Here is a 15,440-nt window from a genome sequence, read left to right as displayed (position 1 = left end):
TATGTTATAACGTGACACATTAATGGTCGGCGCGCGGGCTGGCAAGCCCTGGCGTGCGCCGGCCCCATGACTGCCAGAAAGTACCGCCAGAAAGAGGCCCTGCCTTGCTAACGCTTGAAGAGATCGGTGTGGTCAGAAACGGCACCGTCATCCTGGAAGATGTGAGTCTTGAACTCGCAAGAGGCGAGATCGTGACCATCGTGGGGCCCAACGGCTCGGGGAAGTCCACCCTGCTCAGGGTCATCATCGGTGCGCTGGCGGCCTCCCGCGGCCGGGTGATCCGGGCGGAAAATCTACGCATCGGCTACGTACCTCAGCGGCTTCAGATCGACCCGACCCTGCCCATGACGGTAAAGCGATTCATGGCGCTGCCGCATCGACGCCGTCGGGATGATATTGCCACGGCGCTGGCGGAGGCGGGCGCCGAAGCCCTGGGCGAGCGTCAGCTTTCGGCGCTGTCCGGCGGCCAGCTTCAAAAGGTGCTGCTGGCCCGGGCGCTGCTGGAACGCCCCGACCTGCTGGTGCTCGATGAGGCCAACCAGGGGCTGGATCATCGCGCCACGGCCGAGTTCTACCGCCAGATTGATCGTGTAAGACAGACGCTGGGCTGTGCGGTGTTGATGGTCAGCCACGAACTGCACGTGGTCATGAAAGCCTCGGACCGGGTGATCTGTCTTAACGGCACCATCTGCTGTCAGGGGCGCCCGGAGCGTGTGGCGGCCTCCTCGGCCTGGCAGTCGCTGTTTGGCATCGAGGCGCGCGATGCGATGGCGTTTTGTCGCCATACCGAACCGGGCCATGCCGAGCATGCCCATGGCAACCCTGAAACACCGCCGCCGGAGAGGGCTTGTCACGATGCTGGATGATTTCATGGTTCGGGCGGCGCTGGCCGGGACGGGCGTGGCGCTGGCCTCGGCGCCGCTGGGCTGTTTTGTGGTGTGGCGGCGCATGGCCTACTTCGGGGATGCCACTGCGCACGCCGCCATGCTGGGGGTGGCGCTGTCTCTGGTGCTGTCGGTCTCGCTTTTGGCCAGCGTGCTGGTGGTGGCGCTGATCATGGCGCTGGTGGTGTCGCTGCTCAGTGACCGGGGCTACACCATGGATACCCTGCTGGGGGTGATGGCGCACGCGGCGCTGGCCTTCGGGCTGGTGGCGGTGTCGCTGGTGCAGGTGGCCCGGCTGGATCTGATGAGCTATCTGATCGGCGACATTCTGGCCGTCGGCCGGCGCGATCTGATCCTGATCTGGGGCGGGGCGCTGCTCGTGGTCGCGATCATGGCCCTGCGCTGGTCCGGCCTTCTGGTCTCAACCCTCAATCCGGACCTGGCCCGCGCCAGCGGCGTTGACCCGCGGCGCGAGCAGCTGTTGCTGACCCTGTCGCTGGCCGTGGTGGTTGCCGTGGCACTCAAGGTGGTCGGCGTGCTGCTGATTGCGGCGTTTTTGATCATTCCGGCGGCTGCCGCGCGGCCCTTCAGCCGCACGCCGGAAGGTATGGCGGTGCTGGCTGCGGTAGTGGCCATCGTGGCCGCCAATGGCGGGCTGGTGGTGGCCTGGCATCTGGACACGCCCGCCGGGCCGACCATGGTCAGTCTGGCCGCCATCTGCTTTGTGCTCATGACGCTGGCAGGGCTGGTGCATCGTCGCCTGGGCCAGCGCCACACTCGAACAACCTGACCAGGAGAGAACGTCATGTCCCTGCCGACCGCCATGGAAACGCCTGCCGCCGCCCTGTCGATGGCTCGCGCCCTCGACGGTATTTTCGATGCCACCCGGGATATCACAATCGCCCCACGAATGCTGTCCGCCGATCTTGAAGCCAGCGTGCTGGCGCAGTGTCAGGGCGCGCGTGGCTGGAGCCTTTCGCTGGAAGGCCCGCCGGACAAGGCGCTTGAACATGAGCTGCGCACGCGGCTGCCGGTGCCTGCCGCTGCCGGGGCCCTGGTCGATGATGTCATGGCGCTGGCCCGGCTGATGGCTTCAATGCTGGAAGCGGCCAGCCTGCGGATCAGAATTCGGCTGCTGGAAGACACCATGTGCCCGCGCTTTCACTGCGACAACGTCACCGTGCGGCTGGTGACCAGCTGGCTGGGGCCGGGCAGTGAGTGGCTGCCCGAACACGCGCTGGACCGGCGCGGGCTGGGGGCGGCGTCACCAGACAAGCCTGAGATCGTGGTGGATGCAACGGCCATCGAACGTCTCGATACCGGTGATGTGGCGCTGATCAAGGGCAGCGGCTGGCGTGAAGAGGGCCATCGCGGGCTGGTGCATCGCAGCCCGGCGCTTGAGCCCGGCCAGCGCCGGCTCATGATGAGCATCGATCCGCTTTAAGGGCGCGACCAAAGACCAGGCGCCAAAGGCCCCGGAATTGATCACGATCAAGTCGAGGCGGTTGGCGCTGCGTCATGCTGACGGTCTCCGATGGCGCCTCCCGGCGCTGTCGATGTCACTGGAGGATGCGCCATGTTCACTTCCCTGCTGGTTCCCGTGGATGGTTCGGCTCATGCCCTCAAGGCGCTGAGCATCGCCGCTCAGCTGGCGTCTCCCGAGGCCACCCTGCATCTTTTATATGTGCGTGAACTGCTACCACATCTGCACTACGGCAGTCTGCTCAGCCTTCAGGAAGCCATTCAGGCCTCGTCGCCGGAGGCTGCGGAAGGCGAGATCGAGGCGGTGCTTCAAAAGGCGCAGACGCATCTTCGCTCGCGCTTTGACGGGCGCATTGAAACCCACGGCCGCCATGGTGACCCGGCGCGGATCATCGCCTATGAAGCCGAGAAGCTGGGCGCGCAGGTCATCGTGATTGGCAGTCGAGGGCTGAGTGACTTGAGCGGCATGATCATGGGCAGCGTCTCCCACAAGGTCAGCCATATCGCCACCTGCATGGTCATCAGCGTGCATGATGACCCGCCCGCACTCGCCGAGAGCGACGACGACAACCCTTATCAGGGGCTGTAGCCGTCGATGCTTGAGCAGAACGCAGGCGCCTGAGCAGAACGCGAGGGGTCAGGCGGCCGGTGAAAGGCCCAGCTGTTCCAGGCAGGCAGTGAGCGATCGTTCGCTGCGGCGCTCATAGAGGGCGAATTCGTCTTCCACCGTCGTGCCGAGCGCGGTTTCAAAATCAGCTCGGCTGTCGGTGGCAGCGTAGTGCTGCGCGCCGCCGTCGCCCAGATTGGAGCGAAAGATGCCCGCGGCGCTGACCGGCAGAAAATCTTCATAGGTGATGGGCCGCGCCTGCATCACACCCTGTTCGATCAGCGCTTCAACCAGCGCGCCGCGCTCGCTCGGCAGGCTCTGCGCCTCAAAACCGTTGGCGCCGTCGCTCAGCTGATACTCAAACCAGGCCAGCCCTTCGCGGCGCAGGGTCGCCTCGTCATCCGGAAAGTCGCGGAAGGCCTCTCGCAGCGCCTTTTGCTGCGTTTCTCCTTCCAGACCGTGGGTCACCTCGCGGGACGCCGCCAGCAGCTCGTCATACAGCTTGCGCCCACGTCGGGTCAGCGCCGCGCCGCGCTGCTCGATCTCGCCAAAGCGCGCCGTGTGGGTGCCGCTTTGCTCACCCCTCCCTTCACCGTCAGCCGCCGGAAAGAGAATCGGCTCTTCCAGCGCCTTGAAGCTGGTCTGGCGCAGCAATATCGGGCAGTCACGCCGCGGCGGGCCTTCAATGGTCGCCTTCGGCGCAATGCCCCACTCGGGCATGGCCTGCTGAGTGGCATCGATGTCCAGCGTGCGCGGGGTAAGGTGGTTGATGTGCGGGCCGTGAAAGCACACCACATCAGCGATCAGCCGGTGCGCCTGATGGAAGGCGTGGTAGGTCTTCGCATCGACGGTGGCGTGGCTGTGCCAGCGAAAGGTTTCCAGTGCCTCGATCACGAAGGCGGTGGCATCGTCATCATCCAGCCCGCCCTGTTCATCGAAGGTGTCCAGCAGACTCAAAAGGCGGTCGGTGAAGATCTGGCGCTGCTCGAGAATGTCTGCGGCGCGCTCGCGCAGCGCTTCATCCTCGATCAGCTCCAGGCGCAGCAGCGAGGTGAATACCCGAAACGGATTCAGGGCCAGCGCGTCATCATCAACGGGACGAAAGGCCGTGGCGTGCACCGGCATGCCGGCCGGTGCCAGATCGTAATAGCCCACCGGCGACATGCCCATCACCGCGAACACGCGGCGCATGGTGTCAAGCTCCTGCGCCTTGCCCAGGCGGATCGCGCCGTGGCGTTCGATCTCGATGCGGGCCATCTCGCTGCCGCTGCGGTCGGTCAGGGCCGCCTTTCCGCGTGCGTCGTGATAAAGCGTCTGCGCGTTGATGTCGGCGACCAGCTTCAACAGCGTGCCGTACTGAGGCACCTCCGAGCGGTACATGTCGGACATGGCATGGGAAAAGCGGGTGCGAATATCATCACAACTGACGTGCCGGGCCATGAGGGTGCTCCGTGACGGCAATGAACGTGTCTCGATTTAACGCCCGTCGATGGTGGTGGTTCAAGCGCCGTGACGAGGTTTTGAGCGTCCTTTGGTGTACCTGGCACCCGCGTCAGCGCATCAACGCCGCGAGACGGGCGATCAGCTGACCGTGATACAGCACGCTGGCGGCCACCGTCAGCCCCACCAGTGCTACCACCAGGGTCGTTATGCGTATCACCCAGGTAGAGGCCGTGGTGACCGGGGCACCCTGGGTGAGGGCCAGGGTGGCCGTCATGCGCAGGCGCCACCCCGCCCAGGCATACAGGGCGCCGGTGGCGGCCAGCAGAACAACGCCTGCCCAGGCAAGCAGCGGCTCGTGATGGACGATGCCGCCGCGCAGCAGCAATGCCGAGAACAGCAGCGTCACGAAGGCCGTGCGCGACCAGGCAAGACCGGTGCGCTCGGGCTGAAGGCCCGGGTCGCGGGCGGGCTCGTTCATGGGGCTATCCCCACACCAGCAACAGGCCCAGCACCACCGCTACCGCCGTGACAAACAGCGCCAGAAGCCATAACAGCCGCGTGTAGGGCAGGGCGGCATCGTTTCGCATGGCGCGCTCGTTGCCGGACCAGCGGCGATAGGCGGCCAGTGAGAGCAACGCGCCGCCGAGCGAGAGCATCACCGCTATCGCCTCGCGCGCCCAGGGCGTGGCGACATCCGGCGCGAACTGATAAATGCCCACCGCACCGGCCATGAACGCCAGTGCGGTGCGAATCCAGGCCAGGAAGGTGCGCTCATTGGCGAGTGAAAAGCGATAGTCCGGATGGCGGCCGAGGCGTTGCCAGCGTGGCCGGAAGGCGCGTCGGCGACTATGGTCTGGGGGCGGTGTGGTCATGTTCGATGTGTTCTGGTCATGGGGTTGGAAACCGTGAGCGGACGCAGGCCGTGTCGCCGAGCCTTTCGAGGGACGCACCGCACAACGATGATTCATGGTAGCAGGAGACAGGCATGACCCTACTGACAAGAAGCTGCGCCCTGGGCGCGCTGGTGCTGCTGGGCGGCTATCTCTTCGGCGCCCTGCTGCAAAATAACTGGGCCTTCATGCACTGGCCGCTGCCGGTGCAGATGACCGTCGTCATCTTCGCCCTCGCGGTCGTTGCGGTATGGCTGCTGGTGCATCTGTTCGTTCGCGATCAGGACTGATGCGAGTAGCCCGCCATGATGATCACGGCACCGGCCAATGCCAGCCCCCCGCCCAGATAATCGGTCAGCTGTAGCGGCTGGCCATCTACCAGGCGCAGCCACGCCAGCGCCGTGATGAGATAAACACCGGCATAGGCGGCATAGATGCGCCCGCTGGCGGCCGGATGCAGGGTCAAAAGCCAGGCAAACAGCGCCAGTGACGCCGCCGCCGGCACCAGCCACCAGGCGCTTTTGGTCAGCACCCACCAGCGATAGACCAGATAGCAGCCGACGATCTCGGCCAGCGCCGTGAGGATAAAGAGCAAAGTGGCGATCACAGGGGGCATGAGGCGCTCAAGCAGAGAAGGAATCGCTACTCTGCCACAGGGAGTAGGCAAGGCAAAAAGGGCTGGCTAGAATGATTCTTGGGTTCGCCGGTATAGCTCAGCTGGCAGAGCAACACATTCGTAATGCGTAGGTCGGTGGTTCAAGTCCACTTACCGGCACCCGCAGGATTTTAAAGGCCCGGCGCAGATGCGCCGGGCTTTTTTCGTTTAGGCATAAATTATTGCACTGACTTGCGGATATAACTGGCGTCCAGGGGAAATGTTTCACCATTCTCTGTCTTGGATAAGGGGCTGGCACTATTTATAATCGAAACAGTGTGTCGCCCTGAAATTATTCCAAGTAGTCCGTTGCTGTTTTGATTAGTGCTTCCCGATGAGAAAAAATTTCAGTTAATGCTGTGATGTCGTGCTTTTGTTCCTTGCCTTCTATGAATAACCCAATACGCCAGATGCTTTTTGAATTGAAGTGCAGGCGGCAAACGGGTTTGCGATTGTTGTTATCCAAAAGTATTGCGCAATAGGATTTTGCATCGCGCATATGTATACGGTTTGGGTCGACCACGCCTGCAAGGATGGCACGTACAATGTTGTATGCGTCGACCTCCTCTTGAGTGGTGACAATGTCACTATCTTCTTCAGCAGATAACTGTGTTTTCTCAGGGTCGCCGCTTTCAATGATAACTCTTTCAGATTCTTCGCCAGATGTGTTCGCCAGTGCTGATTTAAGGCGTTGAGAGACCTGCTCTTTGATATGCTGCGCCATGGCTTCACGAACAATCGGCGTAAAATCATCAATTACTTGCTGAGTCATGCGTCCATCATAAAAGTTCTGTGCAAGAGACTTTATGAAATCGCGCGAGGGATCTTTTACCAGTTCGGCAAAAGCAGTTTTGGCCAGGTTGGTATATTTTAATCGATTGGCAGTGCTGAGGATGGTATCAACGTTGAAGACTGGTTTGGCAAATTTCTTCAACTCCTCGATGTCTCGCTCGTTGTAATCAATGAGCCTGAAAGTGAAGAATGGGCGTTTGTCGAGTCGATTGGCATCATCTAAATCAGAGTAGAACCGGTATTCTATTCCATTCGTTAGAATGGCGAATTTTGCTTCAGTGCAGTTAAAGTATCGATATAGTTGGCTGAATTGAGTGTTAGCAAGATCGGTTGTGCGGGGCTTGCACTCCACCAGGATTGACAGTTCTCCACCATTTTTAATGGCATAGTCCACCTTCTCGCCCTTTTTCAATCCAACATCAGCAGTGAACTCTGGCATCACTTCTGTTGGATCAAAAACGTCATAGCCCAAGGTTTGTATGAAGGGCATAACCATTGCGTTTTTGGTGGCCTCTTCATTAACCACATGGTCCATCTGCTCTTTGATTCGCCCAGCCAAAATGGCAATTTTTTGTGTTATATCCACTGGTGCCCCCGCCCATTCTTGGTTTCATTTGTTTACGTGCAACTATTCGATAGTAAACATGGGTTGAGTATCAGGTAAAGTTAATATGGGGTGCGTTATCTAGAACTCGAAAAAATTGATGATGTGGTTGTTGAGGAGATTTTTGGACAAGCAGTTTCACCTGAAAGGCCTGCATTTTGTCCCAGGACGGATAGCCCGCTCTTTTCGTGAACGTAACTTGATCAATGACGTTGGTCTCGCATGTGTTTGCGCTTCAGCATCGGGAAGAAAATTTGCTGGCCCGGAGTGGTTTTAATCCACCCCTACGCCACCTCACTAACCGCGCTATCCACATCCGTCCGCCTCGTACCCTCACGCCGGCATGCCGCCGCCAGCTCCACCACCACACGCCTTTGATGCACCTTGAGGCTGGTTTCCCTGTCCCGGTAGTGCGCATTAGCCAGCCAATTAAAGCTGCCGACGATGGCGTATTTTTTATCCACCACCAGACACTTCTCATGCGTGGGGCGCTGCAAGATGGTCAGTCGGCCCTTGCAGCTGCGCTTACTGATTTCCTTCAGACGCGCCAGCGCTTTGCTCGCCGTCTCGGAAAGCCGGTGCTGCCCGTCGCGATCGCTCGCGCCGTAGGCAATATGAACGTTGACGCCGCGGTCGAGGGCGTTCGCCAAAAGACCACAAAACTGATCATTCACGACTCGATCGGATAGCCAGCCGGAGACAATCACCAGTTCCTTTCTGACGATCTGCAGGGCGTGGGTCAGCTCTTCGTGATGGCCGCGGTTATGCACCAGGGCATTGCTGGTGGCTTTCCTGCGGGTGCTGGCCGTCTGGTGGTCGGCAGTTTGAGGCGCATGGCCGGCTCGCGCTTTCTGTTTGAGAAAACACCATGTGCCATACCAGCTTGTCCAGACGATGAGGGTTTGTATGGCGATATAGCCGGGCGATTGGAGCGTCGCGAGCGACCACAGTGCCCAGCCGAGTGCGACAACCATTCCCAGGTTGCGATGAATCCGTGTCAGGCAGAGCACCGAGACAAAAACCACCAGCTGATAATGCAAAAACGTCATCGGATAATGCCTAGTAAAATCAGCATTTTACCGATCGATGCTGGCGCGGGCCATGCCTGATGATACATCACATGACATCGTGCTCGGCCTTGCTACGGATAGGGGATGGCTAAACTCCTGTCATGTGACAGCGATGCGTGTGGTTTGCCTGACGCTGGAAGGCTGCCGCGCTTTTCTCTTTGGCCTGTCTCCGACCTGTGGCCGCTTCCATCCCTCCCTCCCTTCAACGTCTGCGAGGATCGCTCATGCGCGTGGCGTATCGAATGCCCATGCCCATCATGCTGCCCAGAGGCGAGCAGGACCTGGCGTATAACCCGGGGGCCGAGCGCTGGCAGCAGTTTTTTGCACCGCATTCACACACGACCTTTCTGGCGGAGGTCGTTCAGGATGATGACGCGATCGATCCCTGGCAGGAGGGGGATTGGCTGGTCGTCGATCACTCGCTGTCACTGCGCGACGGTGTGCTGGTGGTGGTGAATGTCGATGAGGCGCTCTATGTCTATCGCTATGCCCACCGCATCAATGTGCCGGTGCTGGAAGGGCTGGATGGAAAGCTGTGGACGGGGGATCTGAGCAACGTCGAGATGGTGGGCGTGGTGTCACATCAGGTGCGAAAGATGTGCTGAAGGGCGGGAATTGCGGCGAGCTGTTGAGGCGGTCTCTTGCCTGGCGGTGCCGACCGCATTTAAAGCGAGGGCCGCTCAAGTTGTTCATATCCCTGTCCCCTCAGGGGGCGACGGTACAGGTGCCAACCTCGGCATCATGGCTCGGCGCGGATTTTTGGGCTCTCTTCACGCGCCGCCAAAGTTGTTCAAGGGGGATGGATGGGCTAAGCCCCAATCACGATGATTGATCATCATTGGTCGAGTTTTTGCGCTTCTCGAAATACTTGTAGAGTCTCCACCAGCCGATAGCGCACACGACGCCGACGATTAACGCTGCAAAAATCATCCTGTCTACCTATGGGCCAGTTTCTCTCTTAACATAGATTAATCATTGGTTTTTGCAACCGATGCCATGGTTTGCCTGACAGGGGAGCGACTCTCCCGTGGTGGGCCGAACGGCTTAATGAGGCATGGGGCGTTTTCTGAGCAGATAGACCACCACCATGGAAAGGGCTGCAAGCAGCGCCGCCGCCGTCATCAGCAGGATGGAATGGCTGGACGAAAAGGCGGCCTTGCCTGCTTCGATCAGCGCCCTGGCCTGAGGCTCGGCGAGGTCACGCGCGACCACATGGGTATCACCGATGGAGCGTGCGGCGTGTCTGGCCTGGGAGGGCGTCATGTCGAGTGCCAGGACAATGGTATGGCTGTACACGCTGGACAGAAACACACCGAACAGCGTGATGCCCAGACCGCTGCCGAGTTCGTAGGCCGTGGCTTCCATCGACCCCGCCGCGCCGCCCTGGCTGGCGTCTACCGAACTCATGATGGCGATGGACGAGGCCGTCAGGCCGATGCTGAGGGTCAGCCCGAGAAGCGCCAGCAGCAGCGGCACCGTCAGCCCGGGGTGATGGAAATCGGACAGGGCCAGGCCTGCCAGCGCGGCGGCGGCAATCACCAGTGACAGGCTGGCGACCGCGCGCAGGCCGCACAGATGGGAGAGGTGGCCGGCGACCGGGCCGCCCAGCGCCGCCGCGGCCATGATCGGGATCATGAAAATACCGGCCTGCAGGGGCGTTTTGTCCATGACGTATTGCAGCTCCTGGGCCAGCGTCAGCTCGACGCCGGCCAGTGCGCCACTCGCGACCACGGCCATGATGATGCCGGCCAGTATGGCCGGGCGCGAAAAGAGGGAGAGATCGAGCAGGGGCTGCGGGGCGCGTAACTGCAAACGCACGAAGGCCAGCAGCAGGCCAAGGCCGGACAGCGCCACTGATATCGCCACGTACAGCGGCTGTGTCGCGCCAAAAGCCGCCTTGATGCCGTAGACCAGCGAGAGCATGCCGGCGATCAGCAGTACCGCCTGCCAGGGCGCCCATTGACCCGATGTCGTCTCCTCGGTGCGTGGCAGCAAAAGATAGACCAGCGGCATGACGATCAGCATGATCGGCACGTTGATCAGAAAGGCCGACCCCCACCAGAAATGCTCCAGCAGGGCTCCGCCGATGAGCGGCCCCAGCGCGGCGCCGGCCGCCCCTACCGTGCCCCAGAGCCCTAGTGCCATGGCGCGCTCCCTTTCGTCTTCGAAGGTGCGACGAATGATGCCCAGCACGCACGGCATGATCATCGAGCCCCCCAGCGCGAGCAGCGCGCGGGCGGCGATCAGCAGGGCGGGGGTCGGTGCAAGGGCGGCCAGTAGCGATGCAGTCCCGAAGATGCCCAGCCCCGTCAGCAGAAGCCGCCGATGACCGATGCGATCGGCGAGTGTTCCCATGGGGACCAGCAGCCCCGCCATTAACAGGGGGTAAATGTCGATGATCCACAGTACCTCGTTGGCGGAGGCACTCAGCGCCAGGGTCAGTGACGGCACGGCGATGTGCAGGATGGTCATGTCGATGACCACCGGCAAAAAGGCCAGCATGACGGCGAGCAGAATCAGCCAGCGACGCGGAATAACGGAAAACATGGACATCAGCTCCTGGCCGGTATCGGGGGGCACATCTTTCAGGGCCTGGGGTTATAGACGTTCATTGCGGCGAGCGCGCCATGCCACCAGGCGCTGCTGCATCCCGATCACGAAGACGAAGAAAGCCGGCACAAAAAATATCGCCAGTAACGTACCGCTGATCATGCCGCCCAACACACCGGTGCCGATGGCGTGCTGGGTCTCGGCGCTGGCACCGGAGGCCAGCATCAGCGGCACCACGCCGAGGGTGAAGGCCAGCGAGGTCATCAGGATCGGCCGCAGGCGCAGGCGTGCCGCGGTCACCGCCGCGTCGATCAGCGGTCGCCCTTCAGCGTGCAGCTGCCGGGCGAACTCGATGATCAGAATGGCGTTTTTCGCCGACAGGCCGATGAGGGTAATCATTCCCACCTTGAAAAACACGTCATTGGGCATGCCGCGCAGCATCACCGCGGCGACGGCGCCAAGCAGGCCAAGCGGCACCACCAGCATGACCGACAGCGGGATCGACCAGCTCTCGTAAAGCGCGGCCAGCACCAGAAATACCACCAGTGCCGAGAGCAGCATCAGCCGCGGGGCCTGCGCCGCTGACTGGCGCTCCTGCAGTGACTGTCCGGTCCAGGCCACGGCGAAACCCTGCGGCAGCTGCGCCGCGAGGTGCTCCATTTCGGCCATCGCCGCACCGCTGGAAACACCCGCCGCCGCCCCGCCGGTAATACGCACGGCGGAATAGCCCTGGAAACGCATCATCTGCTGCGGCGACTCGCCCCACACCGGTGTCACTACCTCGCGCAGCGCGACCATGCCGCCACTGGCATTGCGCACACGCAGGCCGAGCACGTCGTCCAGCTGCATGCGCGCTGCGGCGTCGGCCTGCAGGATGACCTGCTGCATGCGCCCGGCATTGGGAAAGTCGTTGACGTACAGCGAGCCCATGGCCGCCGACAGGGTGTTGCTGACAACACCGAAGGACAGCCCCATGGCCTCGGCCTTCTGCCGGTCGATCTCCAGACGGATGCTCTCGCCGGGGGGCAGGCCATCGGGGTAGACATCGCTGACCATCTTGCTCTTTGACGCCAGTGCCAGCAGTTGTGCCTGGGCGGCCAGCAGTGCGTCCTCGCCCCGGTTGGCGCGATCCTGCAGGAACAGGGTGAAGCCGGAGGAGGTGCCCAGCTCGTCGATGGCCGGCGGCATCAGGCTCATCACCGTGCCTTCGACATTGTCTGCCATGGCCTGCTGCGCCAGCGCCGCTTCTTCGGCGGCGGTGGCACCGTGGCGCTGATCCCAGTCCTTGAGCATGGTGAAGGCCATGGCCGCGTTGGGGCCGGAACCGGCAAAGCTGAAGCCCAGCACCACCAGATTGGCGTCCAGCGCCGGGCGCGAGGCCACATGCGTCTCGAAGCGCTTGACCACGTCCAGCGTGCGTTCGCTGGTGGCGCCGGTGGGCAACTGGATGGAGGTCATGAAGTAGCCCTGATCCTCGTCAGGCAGGAAGGAGGAGGGGAGCTGTCGGGCGCCGACGACCAGTACCGCGCAGAGCACGGCAAACACCAGCATCATCCGCCCACTGCGCCCGACCAGGCGCATCACCTGCGCCCCATAACTTGCCGTGAGGCGCTCGAAGCCACGGTTGAAGGCGCCGAAGACGCCGCGTCTGGCATGGTGATCCGCGCTTACCGGGCGCAGCAGCGTGGCGCACAGTGCCGGCGTCAGACTCAGCGCGAGGAAGGCCGAGAACAGGATCGACACCGCCATCGACAGGGTGAACTGCTGGTAGATCACCCCTACCGAGCCGCTGCCGAAGGCCATGGGGATGAACACGGCGGTCAGCACCAGGGTGATGCCGATGATCGCCCCGGTGATTTCCCGCATTGCCTGCAGGGTCGCGGCTTTCGGCGACAGCCCTTGCGTCACCATCAACCGCTCGACGTTTTCCACCACCACGATGGCATCATCGACGATGATGCCGATGGCCAGCACCATGCCGAACATGGTCAGTGTGTTGATCGAGAAGCCGGCCAGCAGCATCACCGCGAAGGTGCCGAGCAGGGCAATGGGCGCGACGATGGCGGGAATCAGCGTGTAGCGCAGGTTCTGCAGGAACAGGAGCATCACCAGAAACACCAGCGCCATGGCCTCAAACAGGGTGTAGATCACCTTCTCGATGGAGACCTTGACGAAGGGCGCGGTGTCAAACGGCACCGAGTAGGTCATGCCTGTCGGCAGGCTCGGCGCCAGCTCGGCCAGCCGCGCCCGTACGCTTGACGCGGTGCGCACGGCATTGGCTCCGGGAGAGAGCTGGATCGCGGCACTGGTGGCCGCCACGCCGTTCTCCCGATTGGAAAAGGCGTAGGACTGGGCGCCCAGCTCGATCCGCGCCACGTCGCCCAGCACCACCCTGGCGCCGTCGGTCTCGGCCCGTAGCACGATGGCGGCGAACTGCGCCGGCGTGCTCAGTTGTCCCTGCACGGTCAGCGGGATGGTCAGGCGCTGACCCGGCACGGTGGGCTCGTCTCCGACCCGGCCGGGGGCGATCTGAGCGTTCTGCTGTTCGATGGCCTGGGCCAGGTCATTCATGGTCAGCCCATAGGCGGTCAGCTTGTTCGGATCGACCCAGACCCGCATGGCCTGTTCGGCACCGAACATCTGTATACGCCCGACCCCCTCGATACGACGCAATTCCTGAACGATGTTACGAGCGAAATAGTCATTCAGTTCGATCTCATCAAACTGTCCGGTGGGGGAGGTCATGCCCACCATCATCAGAAAACCCGAGGCGGCAGACTCCACCTGCAGGCCGTTCTGCCGCACGGCCTGGGGCAGACGCGGCTCGACCGCCTTGATGCGGTTCTGCACGTCCACCTGGGCCAGTTCGGCATCGGTGCCCGGCTTGAAGGTGGCGGTGATCTGCGCGGTGCCCGAGGTATCCACCGAGGACTCGAAATACAGCAGGTTCTTCACCCCGGAAAGCTCGCGCTCGATCAGGCTTACCACCGAGTCATTGAGGGTCTGCGGGGTGGCCCCCGGATAGGTGGCGTAGAGGGTTACCGAGGGCGGCGCCACCGACGGATAGCGGGCGATGGGCAGCTTCGGAATGGCGATGACGCCCACCAGCACGATAAACAGCGCAATGACCCACGCAAAGACCGGGCGGTTGATGAAAAACTGCGGCATGAGATTGTCTCCGAACTCAGCGCGCGACGGCGCTGAGCGGTTCATCGCTGGCGGCGGGCTGCCACGGACGTGTGGTGACCCGGGCATCAGGGCTCAGGCGCTCGATCCCTTCGATCACCACCTGTTGCCCGGCGCTGAGGCCGGACACCACCCGATAACGGCGCTCGACCAGTTCACCGAGTTCGACGGGCACCGGGTGTACCTTCTTCTGAGCATCCACCACCCACACGCTGGCCTGGCCCGCCGTGCGGGTTACCGCCTGCTGTGGCACGCTCAGCGCCGCGGGGTAGTGCGCCCGGGGAACCCGCGCCTGTACGTACAGGCCGGGCAGCAGACGATGCTGCGGATTGTCCACCAGCACACGCAGCAGCACGTCACCGGTACCGGTGTCGACCTGAATGCCGGAAAACAGCATGCGCCCGTGCATGTCCAGAGGCGTACCGTTGCTGTCGAGGATCTCCACGTCGAGCGCCGGGGATGCCGAGCCGGCCTGCTGGCGCAGCGTTTCAAGCGCCGTGGCCGACTGACGGACGTCGATATACACCTGATCGATCTGCTGAATGCGGGCTAAAGGCGTGGCATCGGTGGGCGATACCAGCGCCCCCTCGTTGACCAGAGTCTGGTCGATGCGACCGCTAATGGGCGCCTCGACACTGGCGAACTGCAGGTCGAGCTTGCGTCGCGCCAGCGTCGCTCTGGCCTGAGCTACATCGGCGGCGGCCTGGTCGCGCAGGGCAACCACGTCGTCGTAGGCCTGACGGCTGATCGCGTCACGACGTCTCAGAGTGTCCAATCGATCGGCCCTGGTACGGGCCTGTGTCAGGGTCGCCTCGGAGCGTTGCAACACTGCCGCGGCAATGTCGGCTTCGGCCCTGAAGGGCGCCGGGTTGATTTGAAACAGCGTTGTCCCTGCTTCGACCTGGCTGCCTTCCTCAAATGAACGCCGTTTTACGATGCCGGAGACCTGTGCACGCACCTCGGCAGTACGCACTGCTGACACGCGCCCGGGTAGATTCTCGGTAACGGAAAGCTCGGCAGCTTCCAGGGTTAATACCGACACCGGCAAGGAGGACGGCGCTTCCCTGTCGGCATCGTCCGGTGAGGGGGTACAGCCTGCCAGCCCCAGCACGGCAAGCCCTGCAAGCACAGTGTTCCACCGCCCTGGTTTGATGCGCATGCCACCTCTACCTCGATCAAGGGGTTGGCGCGCCCGGCGGCCACCCAAAAGGATTCAGGGGATAGTCTGAGGCAGTGTTATTGCGAATGGTTCGAGGCTTCATGGAGAAAGCATGGAG

General features: G+C 62.2%; 15 protein-coding genes and 1 tRNA gene. 7 read left to right on the top strand and 9 right to left on the bottom strand.

Going from position 1 to position 15,440, the window contains the following annotated elements:
* The first annotated feature begins 104 nt into the window (after positions 1-104).
* The 4 genes from B9H00_RS07005 (at position 105) to B9H00_RS06990 (ending at position 2,955) form a co-directional block, all read left to right on the top strand.
* Positions 105-866 carry an ATP-binding cassette domain-containing protein gene (locus B9H00_RS07005; RefSeq protein WP_086900047.1) on the top strand — a complete coding sequence of 254 codons (762 nt, stop codon included), beginning with the start codon at positions 105-107 and terminating at the stop codon, positions 864-866.
* The gene (locus tag B9H00_RS07000; RefSeq protein WP_407656571.1) at positions 814-1,674 is read left to right on the top strand and encodes a metal ABC transporter permease; all 861 of its coding nucleotides are present in this window, start codon (positions 814-816) and stop codon (positions 1,672-1,674) included. The genes B9H00_RS07005 and B9H00_RS07000 overlap by 53 nt, the downstream gene beginning before the upstream one ends.
* A 15-nt stretch (positions 1,675-1,689) precedes the next feature.
* Positions 1,690-2,328 (top strand): DUF1826 domain-containing protein, encoded by a 639-nt coding sequence (locus B9H00_RS06995; protein WP_086900045.1) that lies wholly within the window; start codon positions 1,690-1,692, stop codon positions 2,326-2,328.
* A gap of 132 nt (positions 2,329-2,460) precedes the next feature.
* Positions 2,461-2,955, top strand: a complete 495-nt coding sequence (locus tag B9H00_RS06990; protein WP_086900044.1) for a universal stress protein — start codon at positions 2,461-2,463, stop codon at positions 2,953-2,955.
* 48 nt (positions 2,956-3,003) lie between these two features.
* Here the strand turns inward: B9H00_RS06990 and hglS are convergent, their stop codons facing one another.
* From hglS to B9H00_RS06975, 3 genes are all read right to left on the bottom strand, one after another.
* Positions 3,004-4,413, bottom strand: coding sequence for a 2-oxoadipate dioxygenase/decarboxylase HglS (hglS, locus tag B9H00_RS06985; protein WP_086900043.1), 1,410 nt, complete (start codon positions 4,411-4,413; stop codon positions 3,004-3,006).
* A gap of 112 nt (positions 4,414-4,525) precedes the next feature.
* A complete protein-coding gene (locus B9H00_RS06980; RefSeq protein ID WP_086900042.1) occupies positions 4,526-4,894 on the bottom strand; it encodes a DUF202 domain-containing protein in 369 nt (122 codons plus the stop codon).
* Positions 4,895-4,898: 4 nt separating this feature from the next.
* Positions 4,899-5,288: a YidH family protein gene (locus B9H00_RS06975; protein WP_086900041.1), complete on the bottom strand. Its 390-nt coding sequence runs from the start codon at positions 5,286-5,288 to the stop codon at positions 4,899-4,901.
* A 113-nt stretch (positions 5,289-5,401) separates the two neighbouring features.
* Between B9H00_RS06975 and B9H00_RS06970 the strand changes: the two genes are divergently transcribed.
* Entirely contained in the window at positions 5,402-5,596 is a 195-nt protein-coding gene (locus tag B9H00_RS06970; protein ID WP_086900040.1) for a hypothetical protein, read from the top strand.
* Here B9H00_RS06970 and B9H00_RS06965 read toward each other — a convergent pair.
* A complete protein-coding gene (locus B9H00_RS06965; RefSeq protein WP_086900039.1) occupies positions 5,587-5,922 on the bottom strand; it encodes a YnfA family protein in 336 nt (111 codons plus the stop codon). The two genes, B9H00_RS06970 and B9H00_RS06965, sit on opposite strands and share 10 nt — an antisense overlap.
* A gap of 86 nt (positions 5,923-6,008) precedes the next feature.
* Between B9H00_RS06965 and B9H00_RS06960 the strand changes: the two genes are divergently transcribed.
* A tRNA-Thr gene (locus B9H00_RS06960) sits at positions 6,009-6,081 on the top strand.
* A gap of 172 nt (positions 6,082-6,253) precedes the next feature.
* Here the strand turns inward: B9H00_RS06960 and B9H00_RS06955 are convergent.
* Positions 6,254-7,339 (bottom strand): type I restriction endonuclease, encoded by a 1,086-nt coding sequence (locus tag B9H00_RS06955; protein ID WP_086900038.1) that lies wholly within the window; start codon positions 7,337-7,339, stop codon positions 6,254-6,256.
* A 302-nt stretch (positions 7,340-7,641) separates the two neighbouring features.
* Positions 7,642-8,406: a phospholipase D-like domain-containing protein gene (locus tag B9H00_RS06950; RefSeq protein ID WP_086900037.1), complete on the bottom strand. Its 765-nt coding sequence runs from the start codon at positions 8,404-8,406 to the stop codon at positions 7,642-7,644.
* A gap of 245 nt (positions 8,407-8,651) precedes the next feature.
* Here B9H00_RS06950 and B9H00_RS06945 point away from each other — a divergent pair, with 245 nt between their 5' ends.
* A complete protein-coding gene (locus B9H00_RS06945) occupies positions 8,652-9,032 on the top strand; it encodes a LexA family protein (RefSeq protein WP_086900036.1) in 381 nt (126 codons plus the stop codon).
* Positions 9,033-9,471: 439 nt separating this feature from the next.
* Here the strand turns inward: B9H00_RS06945 and B9H00_RS06940 are convergent, their stop codons facing one another.
* The 3 genes from B9H00_RS06940 to B9H00_RS06930 are packed head-to-tail and all read right to left on the bottom strand — an operon-like array spanning position 9,472 to position 15,322.
* Positions 9,472-10,974: an MFS transporter gene (locus B9H00_RS06940; RefSeq protein WP_086901749.1), complete on the bottom strand. Its 1,503-nt coding sequence runs from the start codon at positions 10,972-10,974 to the stop codon at positions 9,472-9,474.
* A gap of 51 nt (positions 10,975-11,025) precedes the next feature.
* Positions 11,026-14,145 carry a multidrug efflux RND transporter permease subunit gene (locus tag B9H00_RS06935; protein WP_086901748.1) on the bottom strand — a complete coding sequence of 1,040 codons (3,120 nt, stop codon included), beginning with the start codon at positions 14,143-14,145 and terminating at the stop codon, positions 11,026-11,028.
* A 16-nt stretch (positions 14,146-14,161) separates the two neighbouring features.
* A complete protein-coding gene (locus B9H00_RS06930) occupies positions 14,162-15,322 on the bottom strand; it encodes an efflux RND transporter periplasmic adaptor subunit (protein WP_086900035.1) in 1,161 nt (386 codons plus the stop codon).
* Positions 15,323-15,440: the final 118 nt, after the last annotated feature.

Origin of the sequence: Kushneria marisflavi (genome assembly GCF_002157205.1) — a bacterium.
GTDB lineage: Bacteria > Pseudomonadota > Gammaproteobacteria > Pseudomonadales > Halomonadaceae > Kushneria > Kushneria marisflavi.
Note: the sequence above shows the minus strand (reverse complement) of the source record. Positions and strands in the feature narration are given on the sequence as shown.

Excerpts from the sequence above, each read along its gene's own strand:
- hglS (WP_086900043.1), bottom strand. The coding sequence starts at position 4,413 with ATGGCCCGGCACGTCAGTTGTGATGATATTCGCACCCGCTTTTCCCAT.
- B9H00_RS06940 (WP_086901749.1), bottom strand. The coding sequence starts at position 10,974 with ATGTTTTCCGTTATTCCGCGTCGCTGGCTGATTCTGCTCGCCGTCATG.
- B9H00_RS06970 (WP_086900040.1), top strand. The coding sequence starts at position 5,402 with ATGACCCTACTGACAAGAAGCTGCGCCCTGGGCGCGCTGGTGCTGCTG.
- B9H00_RS06930 (WP_086900035.1), bottom strand. The coding sequence starts at position 15,322 with ATGCGCATCAAACCAGGGCGGTGGAACACTGTGCTTGCAGGGCTTGCC.
- B9H00_RS06935 (WP_086901748.1), bottom strand. The coding sequence starts at position 14,145 with ATGCCGCAGTTTTTCATCAACCGCCCGGTCTTTGCGTGGGTCATTGCG.
- B9H00_RS06945 (WP_086900036.1), top strand. The coding sequence starts at position 8,652 with ATGCGCGTGGCGTATCGAATGCCCATGCCCATCATGCTGCCCAGAGGC.
- B9H00_RS06965 (WP_086900039.1), bottom strand. The coding sequence starts at position 5,922 with ATGCCCCCTGTGATCGCCACTTTGCTCTTTATCCTCACGGCGCTGGCC.
- B9H00_RS06980 (WP_086900042.1), bottom strand. The coding sequence starts at position 4,894 with ATGAACGAGCCCGCCCGCGACCCGGGCCTTCAGCCCGAGCGCACCGGT.
- B9H00_RS06990 (WP_086900044.1), top strand. The coding sequence starts at position 2,461 with ATGTTCACTTCCCTGCTGGTTCCCGTGGATGGTTCGGCTCATGCCCTC.
- B9H00_RS06995 (WP_086900045.1), top strand. The coding sequence starts at position 1,690 with ATGTCCCTGCCGACCGCCATGGAAACGCCTGCCGCCGCCCTGTCGATG.
- B9H00_RS07000 (WP_407656571.1), top strand. The coding sequence starts at position 814 with ATGGCAACCCTGAAACACCGCCGCCGGAGAGGGCTTGTCACGATGCTG.
- B9H00_RS06975 (WP_086900041.1), bottom strand. The coding sequence starts at position 5,288 with ATGACCACACCGCCCCCAGACCATAGTCGCCGACGCGCCTTCCGGCCA.
- B9H00_RS06950 (WP_086900037.1), bottom strand. The coding sequence starts at position 8,406 with ATGACGTTTTTGCATTATCAGCTGGTGGTTTTTGTCTCGGTGCTCTGC.